This window comes from Mesorhizobium yinganensis (assembly GCF_040081985.1).
GTDB lineage: Bacteria > Pseudomonadota > Alphaproteobacteria > Rhizobiales > Rhizobiaceae > Kumtagia > Kumtagia yinganensis.
The window spans coordinates 183,727-199,404 of sequence record NZ_JBEBMH010000006.1 but is presented as its reverse complement, the minus strand read 5'-3'; the positions used below and the strand labels follow the sequence as shown (position 1 = coordinate 199,404).

The following is a 15,678-nucleotide window of genomic DNA, read 5'->3' as shown; positions in this document are numbered from 1 at the left end:
GCCGTTTTGTCACTCCACCGGGGCCAGCCTGTTGACCATAGCCTCCACCTCGGCGCGCGCTGATTCCAGAGCTTCGGCCGAGCGGGATCGTATCACGAGTTCGGTCCAGAACGAGCCGTCGCGAAATTTCGGGTAGGAGCCGATGATCGTATCGGGATGCGCCTTCTGAATCTCTCCGAGCGGCCCGCCGATCACCCCTTCGCCGACCGGGCAGTGGACGGTTGCCGAAATGAGTTTCTGGCCGGTGCGCAGCGTCGGCACGATGTTGTCGAGCATCGCCTGGAAGATCGCCGGCACGCCGGCCATGGCGTGCACGTTTTCGATGCGGAAGCCGGGCGCGACCGAGACCGGGTTGTCGATGTGTTCGGCGCCGCGCGGCATGCGGGCCATGCGCTGCCGCGCTTCCGTGAATTCCATGTCGCGTTTCGCATAGTGCTCGCCGAGCAATTTCATCGCCCTGGCGTCATGCTCGCAAGGCACGCCCAAGGCCTTCGAGATCGAATCCGCGGTGATGTCGTCATGGGTGGGACCGATGCCGCCTGTGGTGAAGACGTAGTCGTAGCGTCGGCGCAACGCATTGACGGCGTCGGCGATGTCATTCTCGTCATCGGCGACGATGCGGACCTCCTTGAGGTCGATGCCGACCGCCGTCAGCATGTCTGCGAGGTGGCCGATGTTGCGGTCCTTAGTGCGCCCCGAAAGAATCTCATCGCCGATGACCAGCATCGCCGCGCTGATGGTTTCTGCCATGGATACCCCCGGATGTTGCCGCTTCGAGATAGCGCGGCGCGGCGCAACCGGCAATGGTGTGAAAACGGTGAACGATGTGTCGGCGTTGGGCGCGCTTTCAATGAACGCCGCAAACCGCCATTCTTCTCACCGGCGAACAGTCGCGCAACGAATTTTTCTGATGGAGAGAACGATGGCCAAGGTGCTGGTGCTTTATTATTCGAGCTGGGGACATATGGAGCAGATGGCGAAGGCTGCCGCGGAAGGCGCGCGTGAGGCCGGCGCCGACGTGACCGTCAAGCGCGTTCCCGAACTGGTTCCGGAAGCCGTGGCGAAGGCCGCCTATTACAAGCTGGACCAGGAGGCGCCGATTGCCGACCCGCTGGAGCTTGGCGACTACGACGCCATCATCCTCGGCGCGTCGACCCGCTACGGCTCGATGGCCGCGCAGCTCAAGAACTTCATCGACCAGACCGGCCCGCTGTGGATGAAAGGCGCGCTGGTCAACAAAGTCGGATCGGTGATGGTCTCGACCGCCACCCAGCATGGCGGCGCCGAGCTTGCGCTGATCAACGCCCAGGTCTTCATGCAGCACCAGGGCATGATCATCGTGCCACTGTCTTACGCCTATCAGGGTCAGATGGGCAACGACGTGGTGCGCGGCGGCGCGCCCTACGGCATGACCACGACCAGCGACAGCGACGGCTCGCGCCAGCCTTCCGCCCAGGAACTGGAAGGCGCGAAGTTCCAGGGCAAGCGCGTCGCGGAAATCGCAGCGAAGCTGCACGGCTGAGCGCGCCGGTTCGAGGCGGTTGAACGGTTCGACTGAAAGCAGGGCGGCGCGGACATTGCCCTCCGCCCTGTTTTTCTATCCGGTGAAATCCATCTCAGGCTTGCGGCTCGGGTTTCAGATCACGACGAAGTCCACGTTCTGCAGGGGCAGGTTTGGCGAGAGCGTCGCGAAGTGGATCGCGACACCGCTGAAGAAACCGTCCGCGTCATAGAAGAGTCTTCCGGTGTCGGTCTCGTAGATGATACGGTCAGTTGCCCCTTGCGCCCCGCCGCTCGTGTTGGCGCGGAACATCAGGCCCTGCAAGGTTCCCACCGCCCAGATCCCCGAGAAGACGGCGTCGTCGAGCTGAATCGTGTCCTCTGCCGGGTTGAAATCGACGATCGTATCGACATTGCCGCCCCGGTCCGGGGGCGTGTTGAAGATGAAGATGTCACTGCCGGCTCCGCCGATCAGCGTGTCGTTGCCGTCGTAACCCTTGATCATGTCGTCGCCCGCGCCGCCGTCGATGACGTTGTCGAACGTATTGCCGTTCAGCCTGTCGGCATAGGCAGTGCCAATGAGGTTCTCGACCGACTGATAGCTGTCGCCCTTGGCGTCATTAGTGTTGATCACGGCGTTGGCGAGGCTGGCGTAGACGCCTGCGGTGGCGCCGAGATAGGAGGCGGTGTCAGTTCCCAGATCGCCGGATAGCTTGTCCGCCCCCGCGCCGCCGATCAGGACGTCGTCGCCCCTGCCGCCGCGAAGCTCGTCACCGCCGCCATAGCCCTTCAGTGTATCGCCACCGTCGTCGCCGCTGATGACGTTCACCGCATTGTCGCCGTTCAGCGCGTCGGCGAAGTCGGTGCCGCGGAGGTTCTCGATGTCATGATACTGGTCGCCCTTCGCATCGCCCGTATTGATGGACGGGTTGGCGAGGCTGGCATAGAGGCCGGACAGCGAGGTGCCGTAGTTCGCCGTGTCCGACCCGCCGCCGCCGTAAAGCACGTCGGCGTCGCCCTCGCCGGTGATGAAGTCGTCGCCGTCGAAGCCGAGAAGCGTATCGGCACCGTTGTCGCCGGAGATGCTGTCGTTGCCGGCAAAGATCAGTTCCGACAGTTGCTCGTCGGCGAGCGTTCGGAATTGCGAAATGTCGAGCGCGAAATCGTCGATGGAGACGGTCACGATTTCGATCGAACTGGCCACGCCGCTGACGGACGAGATCTCGTAGAAGTAGTTGGTGACGGCGCCATGGATGTCGACGAGGTTTCCGGACCCGTCTTCGTCGAAGGTGAACGAGCCGCCGAACTGTAGATAGTCTTCGACATAGGCATGTCCCGACAAGGGCGGCGGCGTGCCGTGGGGGAAACCGGGATGTCCAAGATTCAGGAAGTCGCTGCCATAACCGTCTTGACCGACCTTCGAGACCGGCAACTGGCTGTAGACCAGATCGCGCATGTCGATCGAAAATGCCGTGTCGAGCGTCGAGACGCCGAATGTCGCCATTCTTTCCTCCCCGCAGGTTCTATTGAACAACAAAGTATACCGTTTCAACCCTGGGTATTAAATCGCAGTTTTTGCCTGATTAGACGAAGTAGATTTCATCGACGGAAACTTGGCGTAATCCGGCGCGGCGACGCATCACAGCTGGCACCTCTCATTTGGTTCGGGCGGCTGCTCATGCTATCGCCTGAGCGGCTTCGATCCATGACGGCAAGGCGGAGAGCGCATGGCCCAATATCTCGGCTGGCTTCTGGCCATAGTGTTCCTGGTGGCCTGTCTCGTGCTCGGCTTCTTCGTTCTGGCCACCCGCCGGCTGGCGCGGGAAGCCGAGACGCGTGTGCCGGCCAGGGGCCGGTTCGTCACGGTCGCCGGCAACCGCCTGCATTATGTCGAGGCAGGGCAGGGGCGGCCGATCCTGTTCCTGCACGGGCTTGGCGGGCAGTTGCACCATTTTCGCCATACGCTGTTTTCGCGGCTGGCCGGCGATTTCCATCTGATCGCATTGGACCGTCCCGGCTCGGGCTATTCGGTGCGCGCCGGCGGCGCCACCGGCAGGCTCGGCGAGCAGGCCGCGATCGTCGCGGCCTTCATCGACGAAATCGGGCTGGAGCGGCCGCTGGTGGTCGGCCATTCGCTGGGTGGCGGCGTTGCGCTGGCGCTGGCGCTCGACCATCCCGGCAAGGTCGGCGGGCTTGCTCTGCTGTCACCGGTGACGCATCAGGAATCGGCCGCGCCGCCGCAGTTTGCGGCGCTCTCCATCCGTTCGCCGTTGAAGCGCCGGCTGCTTGCCCACACCACAGCGATTCCGATGGCGATGAAACGCGCGCCGCAGACGCTGGCCTTCGTCTTCGGCCCGCAGGCGGCGCCGCAGGATTACATCATCGCGGGTGGTGGCATCCTCGGCCTTCGACCTAGCCATTTTGAGGCGACGGTGATGGATTTCGTCGCGCTGGAACATGAAGTCGCGCGCTATGAGGCGCGGCTGGAGGAACTCGATTTGCCCGTCGGCGTGCTGTTCGGAACGGCGGATCAGGTCATCCGCCACGAGGACCATGCGCTGCCGCTGGCGGGGCGGATCAGGGATTTCGAACTGGAATTGCTGGAAGGCGTCGGGCATATGCCGCAATTCGCCTTGCCCGATCGTGTTGAGGCATTTATCCGCCGCATGGCCGAAAAGGCGTTCGTATAGGCCCTTGCGCTCCTCGGGGGAGGCGCCGTTGAAACAACACCGGACTGAAGATGCCGCTGAAGTGCGCCTGGCAGGCAAAGACGCCAGGCCCGCCGACGAGGGTGACGTTCCGTCGCTTTCCGACCTGGACATCGTGGCCAATGCTTTACCCCGGGCAAACAGGTTCCGGCTTCTTGGATCACGGACTTGGAGTTTCATCGTGAGGCATAGGGTCAGCATCCAGGATATCGGCGTCATCGCCGCGGTGCTGTTTGTGCTCGGCTATATCGCCCTCGAGGTCGATATCTTCGCCAATGAGAGCGGAGCCTCCCTTCAGGAAGAGAAGATCGAACTCAACGAGATGCTGCTCATCGGCGCCACGCTCGCCGTCGGGCTGCTCGTTTTCGCCATCCGCCGCTACTATGACCAGAAGCGCGAGATCGACCGCCGTATCGCGGCCGAGCGCCAGGCGCGCGAACTCGCCTATCAGGATCCGCTGACGGGATTGGCCAACCGCCGCCAGTTCGACGAGGCGCTGAAGATGGCGGTGGCCTCGCCGCCGGCCGCCGGGTCCTCGCACGCGGTGCTGCTGCTCGACCTCAACGGCTTCAAGAAAATCAACGACAATTACGGCCACAATGTCGGAGACGAGGTGCTGACCATCGTTGCGCATCGCCTGCTTCGCGCGGTGCGCGACGGCGATCTGGTCGCCCGGCTCGGCGGGGATGAGTTCGTCGTGCTGGCCCAGCACCTGCTCGGGCCGGAAGCAGCCGCGAACATCGCCATACGGGCTATCCAGAGCCTCAATGAGACCGTCATGACCGGCGGGATACTGCACCAGGTCGGCACCGCCATCGGCATTGCGCTGCTGCCCGCTGACGGCCACACCGGCGAGGAGGCACTGCGCAAGGCCGATCTCGCCCTCTACAGGGCCAAGGCCGAACGGCGCTCCAGCTTCCGCTTCTTCGAGGAGGAGATGGACCGTTACGTGCGCGAGCGCGACCGGATGGAGCGGGACCTGCGCGCGGCGGTCGAGAAGGATATGATCCGGCCGCGCTTCCGGCCGTCCATCGACCTCATCTCCGGCCGCGTGCTGGGTTTTGAGGCGGTGCCGAGTTGGAAGGCGGCCGACGGCACCGAGATTCCACCGGAGCGCTTCATCCCGATTGCCGAGGAAACGGGGTTGATCCATAAGTTGGCGCGGCGGGTGCTGGAACTGTCCTGCGCGGCAGCCCGTCAATGGCCGAAGGACGTCACGCTGTCGATCGACCTGCTTTCCTCGCAAGTTCGCGACCGCGACCTTGCCGCGGGCATTCTCGGGGTTCTCGAAACTGCCGGTTTCGCGCCGTCGCGGCTGGAGATGGATGTTGCCGAAAACCTGATCGTCCAGGATCTGGATGCCGCCAAGTCCGTGCTCGGGCCCTTGCGCGATGCCGGTGTGCGGATCGCGTTGGACAATTTCGGCACAGGTTATTCCAATCTCTACCACATCCAGGAATTTGGCTTCGACAAGGTCAAGATTGACCGGCGTTTCGTCGAGAAGATGGAGGAGGAGGACGCCGCGAAGGTCGTGCGGGCGCTGGCCGGGCTCGGTCACGGGCTGGGGTTGGCGGTCAACGCCGACGGTATTCCGCGGTCGACCGGCAATTCCGTGCTGCTCGCTTCCGGCATACGCGAGGGCCAGATGTCGAGCGGCCTCGCCTCGGCGGAGGAGACCGAGCGCTTCTTCGATGCACCCCCGACGAGGGGCGACATGCGGAGTTTTACGGGCTGAGGTTCGGTCCGGGTAGCGCAGTTCGCGCAGCCCGATCACGGCATCTGGCGTCACTCCTGCCAAGCTTGCCAGTGCGATCCGTGCGCAAGCGGTTCGGCGGCTTCAATATCCGTAGGAATTGCGCATCCATTTGCTGTTCGCCCGGCCATCGATCCCGCCCATGGCGGCGCGATACCAGTTGCCCTTGCGGCTGAAAATTTCGACCGTGTTGCCGGTGAACAACTGGCCGACCATTCGCGAACCGGCGCTGGGTCCCGCCCTGACCGCAAGGAAGCCTGTTCCCTTGGCGAGATTGTATTTGCCGGAAAGACCGAAAACGGTGCCTTCGCAATATTGCGACAGGGTAGGGGAAGAGGTCTGGGTCAGCAACGCGAACGCCGACGGCGACGCAAAGGAAAGACCTGCTTGATCACATCGTATCCCCGCTCAAAAATCGCGGGGAATTAGAACGTAGCCTCGTTCATCTGTCCAGAAGCTGGCGGCGGCGGGCGGTCCAAGCCTATTTGCCTTTGCCTTCATCTAATTCGGGCTGGTCCAGCACGCCGAAATCCTGGGATTTTCGACCGGTCTCCGCCTGCAGAAAACCCTCGCCCGCCAAGCCACGCCGCAACAACTCGCGAACGGCAGCCGCACGGCTGGGCATACGGTTCTTGAATCTGAAATTTTCCAGCGCGAGCAACTCGTCGCCGCTCAGCATGATCTGAAGCCGTTCGCCCCGCTCCAATTCCGCCATCACATCCTCTGAGCGTCAAATAAGTAGAATGAGTAATAGGCGTTATTTAGGTAAAGGGTATGCCTTGCGTCAAGGGTTGGCTTAGACGCAAAATCACACCTGCCGGATACAGCGACAAATGGATGTCAGACACATTGCATGACATTGGCTTGTTTAACTAACATATTGAAAAAATTACGCTTTTGCGATTTTTCTCTTGCGTTCGAGAGCTGAGAGGTGCAAGGTGCGGCATGGGCAGTTCCGAGGAGGAAAATGCCATGATCAGATTCCCCGAATGGTTGCTTGAAGAGGTGAGGCGAGAGGTGCAACGCGCCTTTGCACGCGACCGCATAGTGGATGTGTCGGCTGTCGCCGAGCGCGTGCGGTCGCACTACGAAGATTGCAATCTGGCGCTGGAAGATTTCGAAAGCCAGGTGTTGCGGATAGCGACTGAGTTTGGCGCTCCTATGCTTCTGGATTGCCTCGAGGCCACTGTGGCTGACGGCAAGGCGGATCGTGTCGAACTGCTCGCCGATGGTCCCGCGTGGATCGTGCGACTGACAGAGAACGGCGTGGTCAACGAGCGGCAGTTCGAAGTCGAGAGCCACGCGCGGGCATTCGCGTCCGGCCAGAGTTTCCGAATTGGCGCGGCAATGCCGATTGCAATCGACGGCCACGCCGGTCCGTTGGCGGAGTGAACCCGGTCAGAGGCTCGACCACCACTTGCAATCCTCCGCCGCTCCGTTAGGACTGCGAGCCAAGCGGACGTGGCGGAACAGGTAGACGCAAGGGACTTAAAATCCCTCGGGCTTGCCCGTACGGGTTCGATTCCCGTCGTCCGCACCAGATTGATTTCATTGAGAGTTTGGCGCATTCCCGCCTTCGTGTGTGCACTGGCATTTTCATTGCAGGGTACGCAGAAGGGCGGTGCGGGTCTAATTCGATCAGGATGTCCGCTTCTTTAGCGGCCTCGGCGAATGTTCCAATCGTGGGCAACTGGAGAGGGTGGCTCTGGGTTGTCCACACACCTGCTCCGGATTAAATTGTCCTCGCTTAAGCACGACGCCGAAATCCCCGAGTGAATTCTCAACTGCGAGGAAATGTCCATGGCAGTCGACAACGCGCTAGTTCGGATGATTATCGAGGCGAGGATTGCCGCGGAGCTTGATGATGGCTCATGTTGCGGAAAATATTTCAGCGCTTGGAAGGCTCTGAAGGCGTGGCGTGATCAGCCTCCGGGTCCCGGTGAGCAGCCCAACTCGCTCGATCTCAATGTGGCTGCCGCCGAGAACTATATGTTCGCACGAGCGATGGTATGCGCGGGAAGATGTAGTCGCTTTCAGATGAACACCCTCGCGTTGGGCTACTATGCAACAAAGTTGATGCGCATTGGTATGCCTACCAGCGGAAACCCCCAATCCGAACCGGATGCGGGAGTTGCGGGATGGGGTGGTATTGGATCGGAAGAAGGCGAAGCCGATCACGACCGATGTAACGCAGGCGTCAATCCGCCCTACTGGAGACCCGTGAAGGAAATCTTCGGAAAGGAAGGCTATTATCACACGGCCGTGGGCACTCCGGGCACCCGCTACGACGGTAGTTGACGCAGTCGAGCCCGGTCGCGTCTCCGCAGCCGGGCCTTAGCCGCACTCAATCAAGATGTTTGCCTCTTTAGCGGCTTCGGCGAATTTGCGTGAGCCGAGCATAAAATGGCCCTGGCCAGGGAGGTCCGAGCCAGGGCCTGCCGACTTCGATTGAGGGGCAATCGACGCCGGCTGCATCAAACGTTACCGCGGACAATTGGTTCCGTTTTCCAGACGACGAACTTGCCAATCCGTCGCGATTGTCATGGTTACAACATACTCTGTTGCGCCTTTCACAATCCGGAGGTAATTGCTGCTCCGGGATTTGCGGCGGCCAAGCGGGATGGGACGATGCAACGGACAGAGGTGAATGTGCGTGGAAAGCCTCAGGAGGTGAGGGTTTCTCGACTCGGCGCCGGTCTATGGGCGGCGGCTGGCGAGTTCGCCGATCGTGACATCGTCGTGGTGGATCGCAGTCCCGATGCGGTGTTGGACCGTTGGCGGGCGACGGCCGCCGATGATTGGAGCGCTGCCGCCTGAGGAAGTGAGCCCGGTCGCATTCGCAACCGGGCTTGGTTACCTGACCAGACCACCACGAAGTCGGCTGCGGTCAGTGTCGGCGATCCGGTGAGTACCGCGAATTTCACTGCCGCTCCCGCTCCAGTGCCATCCGGATCATAGTAGAGTATCCCCGTGTCGGAGTTGCAGAGGATGCGGTCGTTCGCATCCTTTGCGGCCACTGCGATGTCTTTATGCCGGCGGCGATTGCGAGAAACGTAATTGCGGCCTCGACGTGCCACATGTGGCCGGCGTCGATTTCATCCCGAGAACGGCGGCGGCGCTGGCGTGAGGCTGCGGGAAGGCTGAGTTTGTATCGCCAAGCGGCTATGTGGCGACAGACTCCCTAACGGATCAGCGCGACGGGAAAAGGAACGTCCATTGTGCGCGCAGTTGCCAATCAGCGCCGGTGTCGTCAGGTTTCACTACATTGTAGTATGCCGACAACTGCGCATTGATCGGCTGTTCACCGATCTTGAAGATGCGACCGATGCCGCCGCCGATTGGTACCGTCCAGCGATTATCTTCGCCAGCTTCCCAGTCGGCGGTGATGACGGGGGCAGAGGTTAAATACCAGCCTTTCGGCATGTTATAGTTCAAGAACGGCTGGAACGTGAGTTCGTTGACATCAGCGCGATCCCCGTCCCCTGCAAACGACCAGATGTTAACGGCGAGAAAACCAGTCGTTATGTGGAGGGGCTTGACGCTTAAAAACGTAACGAACGCGGGTCCGGCAGACCACTTTCCAGTGCCCAGCAGATCGTTCGTTGCCGTAGGCAGTTGAAATGCCGCGCCAGCACCCCACACCAAGCTTACATCCGGTGCCAACATCACAGGCTTGCTAGGTGAAAAGAAAATCTCCGGCGTGAGGTCGCCAAGTCCAAAGTGGTTTTGACCTATGTTGCTGCCAAGCACCTGCTCGGCTTCCTGAAGTTGCAGGCCGCCGAGAAATGGCTCCTGATAGACGATAGGGAGGATCGGGCGGACGATCAGGTTCCAGTCATCGTTAAGGTGGAATGGAATGACCGGCTGGATGTTCATAACGTTTTGAACGTTATCGGTGTTGCCAATGCCGAAATTCATGTTGTTTTGAAACGGCAGACTGATCAGATTGGCAATGGGGTTTTGGGCAGCTTCGCGCAGGTCCTCCTGAGCAGCTGCCAACGAAACAAAAGGCAGCAACAGAGCTACCGAAGCCGCCGCGCAAGTCGCCGCACGGATCACCATCCCCTTGTCCCTCCCTTCAACTGCCTCAATAACGGGCAGTATCGACCTTGGTGAAGCTAACAGGTGATCAAATCCGATTTTCTGGGTCCGATCATCGCGCGTAAAATTCATGCGGTCCCTACCCCACAGAGCGGTTACCGTAAGTTACTTCCACTGCCTGTATGGGTGGCGTTCAATCCTGGGATGAAAGCTGCTGAACTTCGCAAGAGAGTTGGAGCTATCCTCGCTGCCGAAGAGCGGCAGCCGACCGATTGGATGGAGGTGGAGCGCACCAGCGACAGGCTTCGGCGGCTTTTGGAGGCGGAGCCCAAGACGAGGTGCCCGGAGATTGTTGAACGCTTCCTGGCTGACGGCCATGTTCGCGCGATAAGCAAGCCCTACGCCGCCGTTCAGCGAGAAGGGATACGACGATTTGTAGACCGGGGAGAACGAGTCGACAGCGTACGGATATTGCTGTGGAGCACATGGATAGCGATGGCCTTCGTCGTCGGCGTTCTCCTTTGGGCGGTGATCTAACAGCAGCCGGATCGGGATTGATACACTGGCGTCACGCGAGGATGTGACTGGCTCACACGTTGCGTAAGGCGTGCCAAGTTACATTCGCCGGCGGCGCTGGCATGCGGCGGTTACGATCGGCTTCTAAACTGCTTGCAAGTTCAGAGACCAAGGCGACTGCGACCTCCGCTTTAACGTCGGGTCTTTGTGCGGGTGGCTCTGCCTTCGCCCGCGTCGAAATGAGCCTGCTGCCGATCCTCCCCTCCGGTGGCAGGCTTATTTCTCTCCTTTCATCAAACTCAGCACCGATGCGAAGACGCCCTTCGCCTCTTCATCAATCTCGCGCGGTGGCATGCCTGCCTTCCCCGCAGCAACCAAAATCCTGTCAGCGAGTGCGCTTTGCGAGAACGCTGTCGTGCCAGGCACCGCTTGGGATATTCTGCGAGAGTCATTGATTCAAAACGGGATGCCGCTCACGCTCATGGGCATTATTTTTACCTCCTCCGATAGGGGAGCGCAGTCCGGCGTCGAATCAAGAGCCGGCTAAGCAAGGTCCCGACACCGTTCGTCTGAAGTGGCGTGAGACATGGCCAAGCCAGAACCATGGGGATTTCAGCGCATTCGATCGCCGGATGAAGGCGGGGTCGTCGGACGTATAATGAGATTCAACACCATCCGATAAACGGGAATGGCTTTGGGGGGCTCACTGCCGACGAGGCAGGCTTGCGACGGCCCCGCCAAAGATCAAGACCATGAACTGACCGCCCGAGCCGCTGCGGCATAGTTGAGGCGGCTTGGTTTGCTGCAATCGCCCATCTGCCTGAGGATGCGCCAGATGGTAGTTTTGGCTATCGTTGGAAGGGGCGACGTCGTTTCGTGAGGTTCCTGCGAATTCGGAACCACGCCATTCGCACTCATGGAAATGGTTGGAATTTCCATGGAAAGGACAAAGAATTCCACGTCCTTTCCACTCGATCCGATATACAGCGACCTTCTGCCCCCGTACCTTTCCTGATTGTCCGATGAATTTTCACGAATTTTCCTACACCGAGCGCAACGTGACGGGACGGTAGCACATGGCAGGAGTATTTCGGTACACCGCGAACGGCGATTATCGATCGGTGAGTTCTTTCGATATCTTCCGCTTTGATGGATCGACTATGGCCAGCCAAGTCGAAATCAACAATCCCCTTGCGGTGGGAATCAATGGCGATCCGAACCTGCCGCCTGCAAGCTTGGACGATGTGTTCTACTATTCGCCTGGCCCTTTATCGATCTTCTCGATGAGAGACACGGGCAACGCTAATCTCACGCCGGCCAACGCCGGCCTTTACCTGGACATTTCTGGAGGTGCCGGGGTCGCGACGTTCTCAGGCGGAGACTTCGGCGATCTGTTTATCGGCGGCCTCAATGACGACAACCTCTATGGCCACCGTGGGAACGACACGCTTGAAGGCGGGGCCGGCATCGATTTGCTGAATGGGGGCGAGGACAATGACACGGCGAGCTATCGCGGGTCTGGTTCAGGCGTCACCGTCGACCTGATCTCAGGCAGAGGCGCCGGCGGCGACGCCGATAACGACACACTGGTAAACATAGAGAACCTGACCGGATCGCGGTCATCCGATACGCTGTCTGGCAACGCCGGCAACAATATCCTCAACGATGGCGGCGTCGGCGGCGCCGACACGCTGACAGGCCGTGGCGGCAATGACATCTATTCCGTCTACAACGCCGGCGCGGTGATCGTGGAGGTGGACGGCGAGGGCACCGATCGCGCCTGTGCGGGCGTGAGCTATGTGCTGGCAGATGGCGTTAGCGTCGAATATCTTAGTACGACCTCGCTGCATGCGAATTTTGCCATCAATCTGACCGGCAACGAAATCAAGCAGGTCATGCGAGGCAACGACGGTGCCAACGTGCTGGACGGTGCCGGCGGCAATGACATTCTCTGGGGCATGGGCGGGGCGGACACCTTCCGCTTCTCCACCGCGCTGTCCAGCGGCAACGTCGACAAGATCATGGACTTCAACGTCGCGGACGATCAGATCGCACTAAATAGCGCGATCTTTACTGCGCTTGGTGTCGGCGCGCTCGATGTGTCCGCGTTCAAGGACAATATCCTGTCGGCGCGCGATACCGACGACCGTATCGTCTACAATTCAAACACCGGATCGCTGTTCTACGATGCGGACGGGCTAGGCGGCGCGGCAGCGATCAAGATCGCGTCGCTCTCAACCGGTCCTTCTCTCACCGCTGCCGATTTCGTGGTGATCTGAGCAGGCTACGCCCTTCTCGCCTCCCGCTCGGCGTCGCGGCGCTGCTGGCGCCGACAAGCTAAACAACGTCCCAACCGGCGGAATGGCGAACGCTGCCAGATTTGACAGGAACGTGCCGAAGGCAAGCGCCAGCCCCGATGCGACACCTTGCGCCGCGACCGTGACCAGCATCGAGGTCAACCATATTCCAGGTTAGCATGCTCGCCTCGGATATGCGCCGCCCCGAGACGGTGAGGAACCGGATCAAGTCACCATGCGGTGCCTGCACCGTTGCCAGCGGCTTCACGAACTTCGGCAAGCCTGCTTCGTCGAGCCAAACATCACGAGGCGTCTCCTTTTTCTTCTTGACGCCGAGGCAGGGATTATCGGTGCCAGCCAAGTTCGATAGCGCGGTCATCATCAACTTGGACTGCGCTTCCGCGCGGGTACGATCGGCGGGGAAGGTCGAGTGGTCGCCGATTATGACCTTCCCCGGTCAAATGACTTGAAAATCCCTTGGGCTTGCCCGTATGGGTTCGATTCTCGTCGTCTGCACAAGATCGATCTCATTAGGCTTTTCTGTTTTGACAGAAGCCTCGACCCGGTATTCCGGCCATCCTTCAGCGAAGGCCGGGCCTGTCATCCCGCGCGGAATTTTGTGGACGAGGACGAGGACGAAGACCTAGAGGGACGGGTATCGCAGGTTAAAGGTTGGTGATCGGGCCATCGCTGTGCAAGCCTCCCGCCCCGGGCAGGGCGAATCGAGACCGGAACATCGAGAGAACGTAATGTCTACATCTGTCAGTTCGAGTCATGCCTTGGAAACTGTTATGTCCAATTCCGATGAGGCTGATCTCGCCACACCCAGTTTCTCACTTCTGCGCTCGCGAGATTCCGACAAATTAGTCATATTCTTTTCGGGAACGAACCGAGACAGCGGGAGCTTTGATTTCTGGGGTTATGCGAATGAGGCCAGGGCCAGATTCAATTGCTTGCTTGTCAACAATGGCCCGATGAACATGTGGTACCAACTCGGCATACCCGGATTAGGGTCATCCGTGGAGGCGACTGTCGAAAGCATCAAAAACATGGCTGCCGAGGTTGGGGCGCGCCATGTCTACTGCGTCGGGGCGAGCATGGGAGGCAGCGGCGCGGTTCTGTACGGTTGTCTGCTCGGGGCGAAAATACTGGCTTTCTCGTTTGAGACGAAAGTGAGGGGAGACGGGAGACGGAGTTCCCGATACATTTCCAAGGATGCCTCCCTCCCATATCCGGATTTGCTGGGGCTGATGAAGGAACGGGCATGCCCGACGACAGCGGTCTTCGGTGAATCGGATGCCGTGGATTTGAGGGAAGCGCTCCGGCTTCGCCGGATGGAGCATGTCCAGTTGATCACGCTTCGCGGCGTGGATCACAGCATCCCTCGATATCTCCGAACGCGGGATCGCCTGAAGCCTCTTCTGGACGCTTTCCTCGCAGATAAGGTTCTGCCCTCTTTCGAGGAGGCGGACGACGGTTTGGAGTCCGCCGAGTTCGTCAATGCGCAATTCAAGGCATATCGCAGACTGACCGACCGGAGGGACGCCGAGGGCCTGGAGGCGGCTCAAATTGCAGTCAAACTGCGCCCCACCTCCGACCACGCCCGGTATCTCCTGGGCAAGGCACTGGTGCGTCATAAGAATTTCCAGGAAGCCCTGTGTCATTTGGGCACCTCGCTGGCCATGAACCCGCATCAGGAGGAGGCCCGTCATCTGTTTGGCGTCTGCCTTCGCGGGCTCGGGCGTTATGCGCAGGCGATTGAATTTCACAGAGAGACCGCGCGCATGTGGCCTGACTTCGCCAGGCCGATCTATGATGTTGGCCTTGCCTACCTGCAGCAGAATAACCGAACCGAGGCGATAGCGGCGTTTCGGAGAGCGTGTGAATTGGCGCCCACCGATCGTCATTATGCAGACAAGCTCGCGACATTGACGACGGGTAATTAAGTATTTTTCTGGATTGGTTGCGGCAGTACAACGGGCGAATACGAGGGGGTGTTGCCCCGCCGTTTCCGGTTTCGAGATCGTTTCCGGCGATTATCATGCCCATGCCAGGTTGGTGAAGCCACGGTGCTTAGGCGCGCAGCCTTCCGTCTCGCGCAGTGCAAGCGGACATCTCGGTTTGAAGGTGTCGGTCAACTCGACTGCTATCTGCCAGCCGATCTGGGCGGGCGGTCGAGCCCTGTTGCAATCGGCGCGCGAAACGGTGGTGGGCGCGCGGCTTTGGCACCGCCTTCATTCGGCGGTCGATATCACGCTTGCCACCAATCCAGCGTTGGACGTCATACATAGCCACGGCGTTTTGTCCGGACCAACGCCGACCTTCACTTGCGAGTTCTGAGGGGAGTAGACCTTTTCAAGCACCACGAGTTGGGTGCTTTTGGTAGTGCGGCCGACTTCTTTCACGCAGGCATCCTCCGCAACTTGTGGCACGGCGGCGTCCTCCTGATTGTCGGCCGAACTGGAAGCCATGCGCACTCCCGTGTCCTCGTCGGACTGGCAACCGACGAGCGCCAGCAAAGCGGCACCAACCGCAAGGCGGTAAATATTGATCATGCAATGTCCCCTTCCGACGCCCCTCGGCGTCGCGGCGACAATAAGGCAGGTGGTGGGAGCCGTCGAGAGAGTGCGGGGAACAGAAACGAACGAAATGCCCCTGCATCGGCGACAAGTCCGGCATCATTCTCACAGCCGTGCTGATAATCTGTGGGTGAGGACGGGCTGCTGTCATTCGGCCTCGTCGTCCACAGGTTGCCGACGCTGTCGCCGAAGGCTTGGAGCACAGCGCGATTTTGTTGTCCTGCATTTCATGGCCAGCTACAGGCCGCGAAGATCGCCGATGAGAAACCAATGACGAAAATGTA

At 60.2% G+C, this 15,678-nt stretch carries 16 protein-coding genes and 1 tRNA gene; 10 read left to right on the top strand and 7 right to left on the bottom strand.

What is annotated here, in order from left to right; translation table 11 throughout:
- Positions 1–9 precede the first annotated feature (9 nt).
- A complete protein-coding gene (locus tag ABMA59_RS14430; RefSeq protein WP_349006059.1) occupies positions 10–750 on the bottom strand; it encodes a competence/damage-inducible protein A in 741 nt (246 codons plus the stop codon).
- Positions 751–922: 172 nt separating this feature from the next.
- On the opposite strand from ABMA59_RS14430, the gene wrbA reads away from it, so the two are divergent.
- Positions 923–1,522, top strand: coding sequence for an NAD(P)H:quinone oxidoreductase type IV (gene wrbA / locus ABMA59_RS14425; protein WP_349006058.1), 600 nt, complete (start codon positions 923–925; stop codon positions 1,520–1,522).
- A gap of 114 nt (positions 1,523–1,636) precedes the next feature.
- On the opposite strand, the gene ABMA59_RS14420 is transcribed toward wrbA, so the two are convergent.
- A complete protein-coding gene (locus ABMA59_RS14420) occupies positions 1,637–3,004 on the bottom strand; it encodes a calcium-binding protein (RefSeq protein ID WP_349006057.1) in 1,368 nt (455 codons plus the stop codon).
- 223 nt (positions 3,005–3,227) lie between these two features.
- Here ABMA59_RS14420 and ABMA59_RS14415 point away from each other — a divergent pair, with 223 nt between their 5' ends.
- Positions 3,228–4,190, top strand: coding sequence for an alpha/beta fold hydrolase (locus ABMA59_RS14415; RefSeq protein ID WP_349006056.1), 963 nt, complete (start codon positions 3,228–3,230; stop codon positions 4,188–4,190).
- Positions 4,191–4,389: 199 nt separating this feature from the next.
- A complete protein-coding gene (locus tag ABMA59_RS14410) occupies positions 4,390–5,943 on the top strand; it encodes a putative bifunctional diguanylate cyclase/phosphodiesterase (RefSeq protein WP_349006055.1) in 1,554 nt (517 codons plus the stop codon).
- Between the two features lie 102 nt (positions 5,944–6,045).
- Here ABMA59_RS14410 and ABMA59_RS14405 read toward each other — a convergent pair whose 3' ends face one another.
- The gene (locus tag ABMA59_RS14405) at positions 6,046–6,312 is read right to left on the bottom strand and encodes an SH3 domain-containing protein (protein ID WP_349006054.1); all 267 of its coding nucleotides are present in this window, start codon (positions 6,310–6,312) and stop codon (positions 6,046–6,048) included.
- A gap of 130 nt (positions 6,313–6,442) precedes the next feature.
- On the bottom strand, positions 6,443–6,676 hold the full coding sequence (locus tag ABMA59_RS14400; RefSeq protein WP_349006053.1) for a hypothetical protein: 234 nt from the start codon (positions 6,674–6,676) through the stop codon (positions 6,443–6,445).
- 257 nt (positions 6,677–6,933) lie between these two features.
- On the opposite strand from ABMA59_RS14400, the gene ABMA59_RS14395 reads away from it, so the two are divergent.
- The 4 genes from ABMA59_RS14395 to ABMA59_RS14380 all read left to right on the top strand — a co-directional run bounded on the left by ABMA59_RS14395 (position 6,934) and on the right by ABMA59_RS14380 (position 8,778).
- Positions 6,934–7,353 carry a hypothetical protein gene (locus ABMA59_RS14395; RefSeq protein WP_349006052.1) on the top strand — a complete coding sequence of 140 codons (420 nt, stop codon included), beginning with the start codon at positions 6,934–6,936 and terminating at the stop codon, positions 7,351–7,353.
- Between the two features lie 63 nt (positions 7,354–7,416).
- Positions 7,417–7,501 (top strand) — tRNA-Leu (locus ABMA59_RS14390).
- A 260-nt stretch (positions 7,502–7,761) separates the two neighbouring features.
- Entirely contained in the window at positions 7,762–8,259 is a 498-nt protein-coding gene (locus ABMA59_RS14385; protein ID WP_349006051.1) for a hypothetical protein, read from the top strand.
- Between the two features lie 330 nt (positions 8,260–8,589).
- Entirely contained in the window at positions 8,590–8,778 is a 189-nt protein-coding gene (locus tag ABMA59_RS14380) for a hypothetical protein (protein ID WP_349006050.1), read from the top strand.
- Positions 8,779–9,150: 372 nt separating this feature from the next.
- Here ABMA59_RS14380 and ABMA59_RS14375 read toward each other — a convergent pair whose 3' ends face one another.
- On the bottom strand, positions 9,151–10,023 hold the full coding sequence (locus ABMA59_RS14375) for a hypothetical protein (protein WP_349006049.1): 873 nt from the start codon (positions 10,021–10,023) through the stop codon (positions 9,151–9,153).
- A gap of 63 nt (positions 10,024–10,086) precedes the next feature.
- Here ABMA59_RS14375 and ABMA59_RS14370 point away from each other — a divergent pair, with 63 nt between their 5' ends.
- Together ABMA59_RS14370 and ABMA59_RS14365 are read left to right on the top strand one after the other, a co-directional pair.
- Positions 10,087–10,539, top strand: a complete 453-nt coding sequence (locus tag ABMA59_RS14370; protein ID WP_349006048.1) for a hypothetical protein — start codon at positions 10,087–10,089, stop codon at positions 10,537–10,539.
- A 1,313-nt stretch (positions 10,540–11,852) separates the two neighbouring features.
- A complete protein-coding gene (locus ABMA59_RS14365) occupies positions 11,853–12,797 on the top strand; it encodes a calcium-binding protein (protein ID WP_425475919.1) in 945 nt (314 codons plus the stop codon).
- A 58-nt stretch (positions 12,798–12,855) separates the two neighbouring features.
- Here the strand turns inward: ABMA59_RS14365 and ABMA59_RS14360 are convergent, their stop codons facing one another.
- Entirely contained in the window at positions 12,856–13,197 is a 342-nt protein-coding gene (locus tag ABMA59_RS14360) for a hypothetical protein (RefSeq protein ID WP_349006046.1), read from the bottom strand.
- Positions 13,198–13,606: 409 nt separating this feature from the next.
- Between ABMA59_RS14360 and ABMA59_RS14355 the strand changes: the two genes are divergently transcribed.
- Positions 13,607–14,761 carry a tetratricopeptide repeat protein gene (locus ABMA59_RS14355; protein WP_349006045.1) on the top strand — a complete coding sequence of 385 codons (1,155 nt, stop codon included), beginning with the start codon at positions 13,607–13,609 and terminating at the stop codon, positions 14,759–14,761.
- Between the two features lie 288 nt (positions 14,762–15,049).
- On the opposite strand, the gene ABMA59_RS14350 is transcribed toward ABMA59_RS14355, so the two are convergent.
- On the bottom strand, positions 15,050–15,370 hold the full coding sequence (locus tag ABMA59_RS14350; protein ID WP_349006044.1) for a hypothetical protein: 321 nt from the start codon (positions 15,368–15,370) through the stop codon (positions 15,050–15,052).
- Positions 15,371–15,678 lie beyond the last annotated feature (308 nt).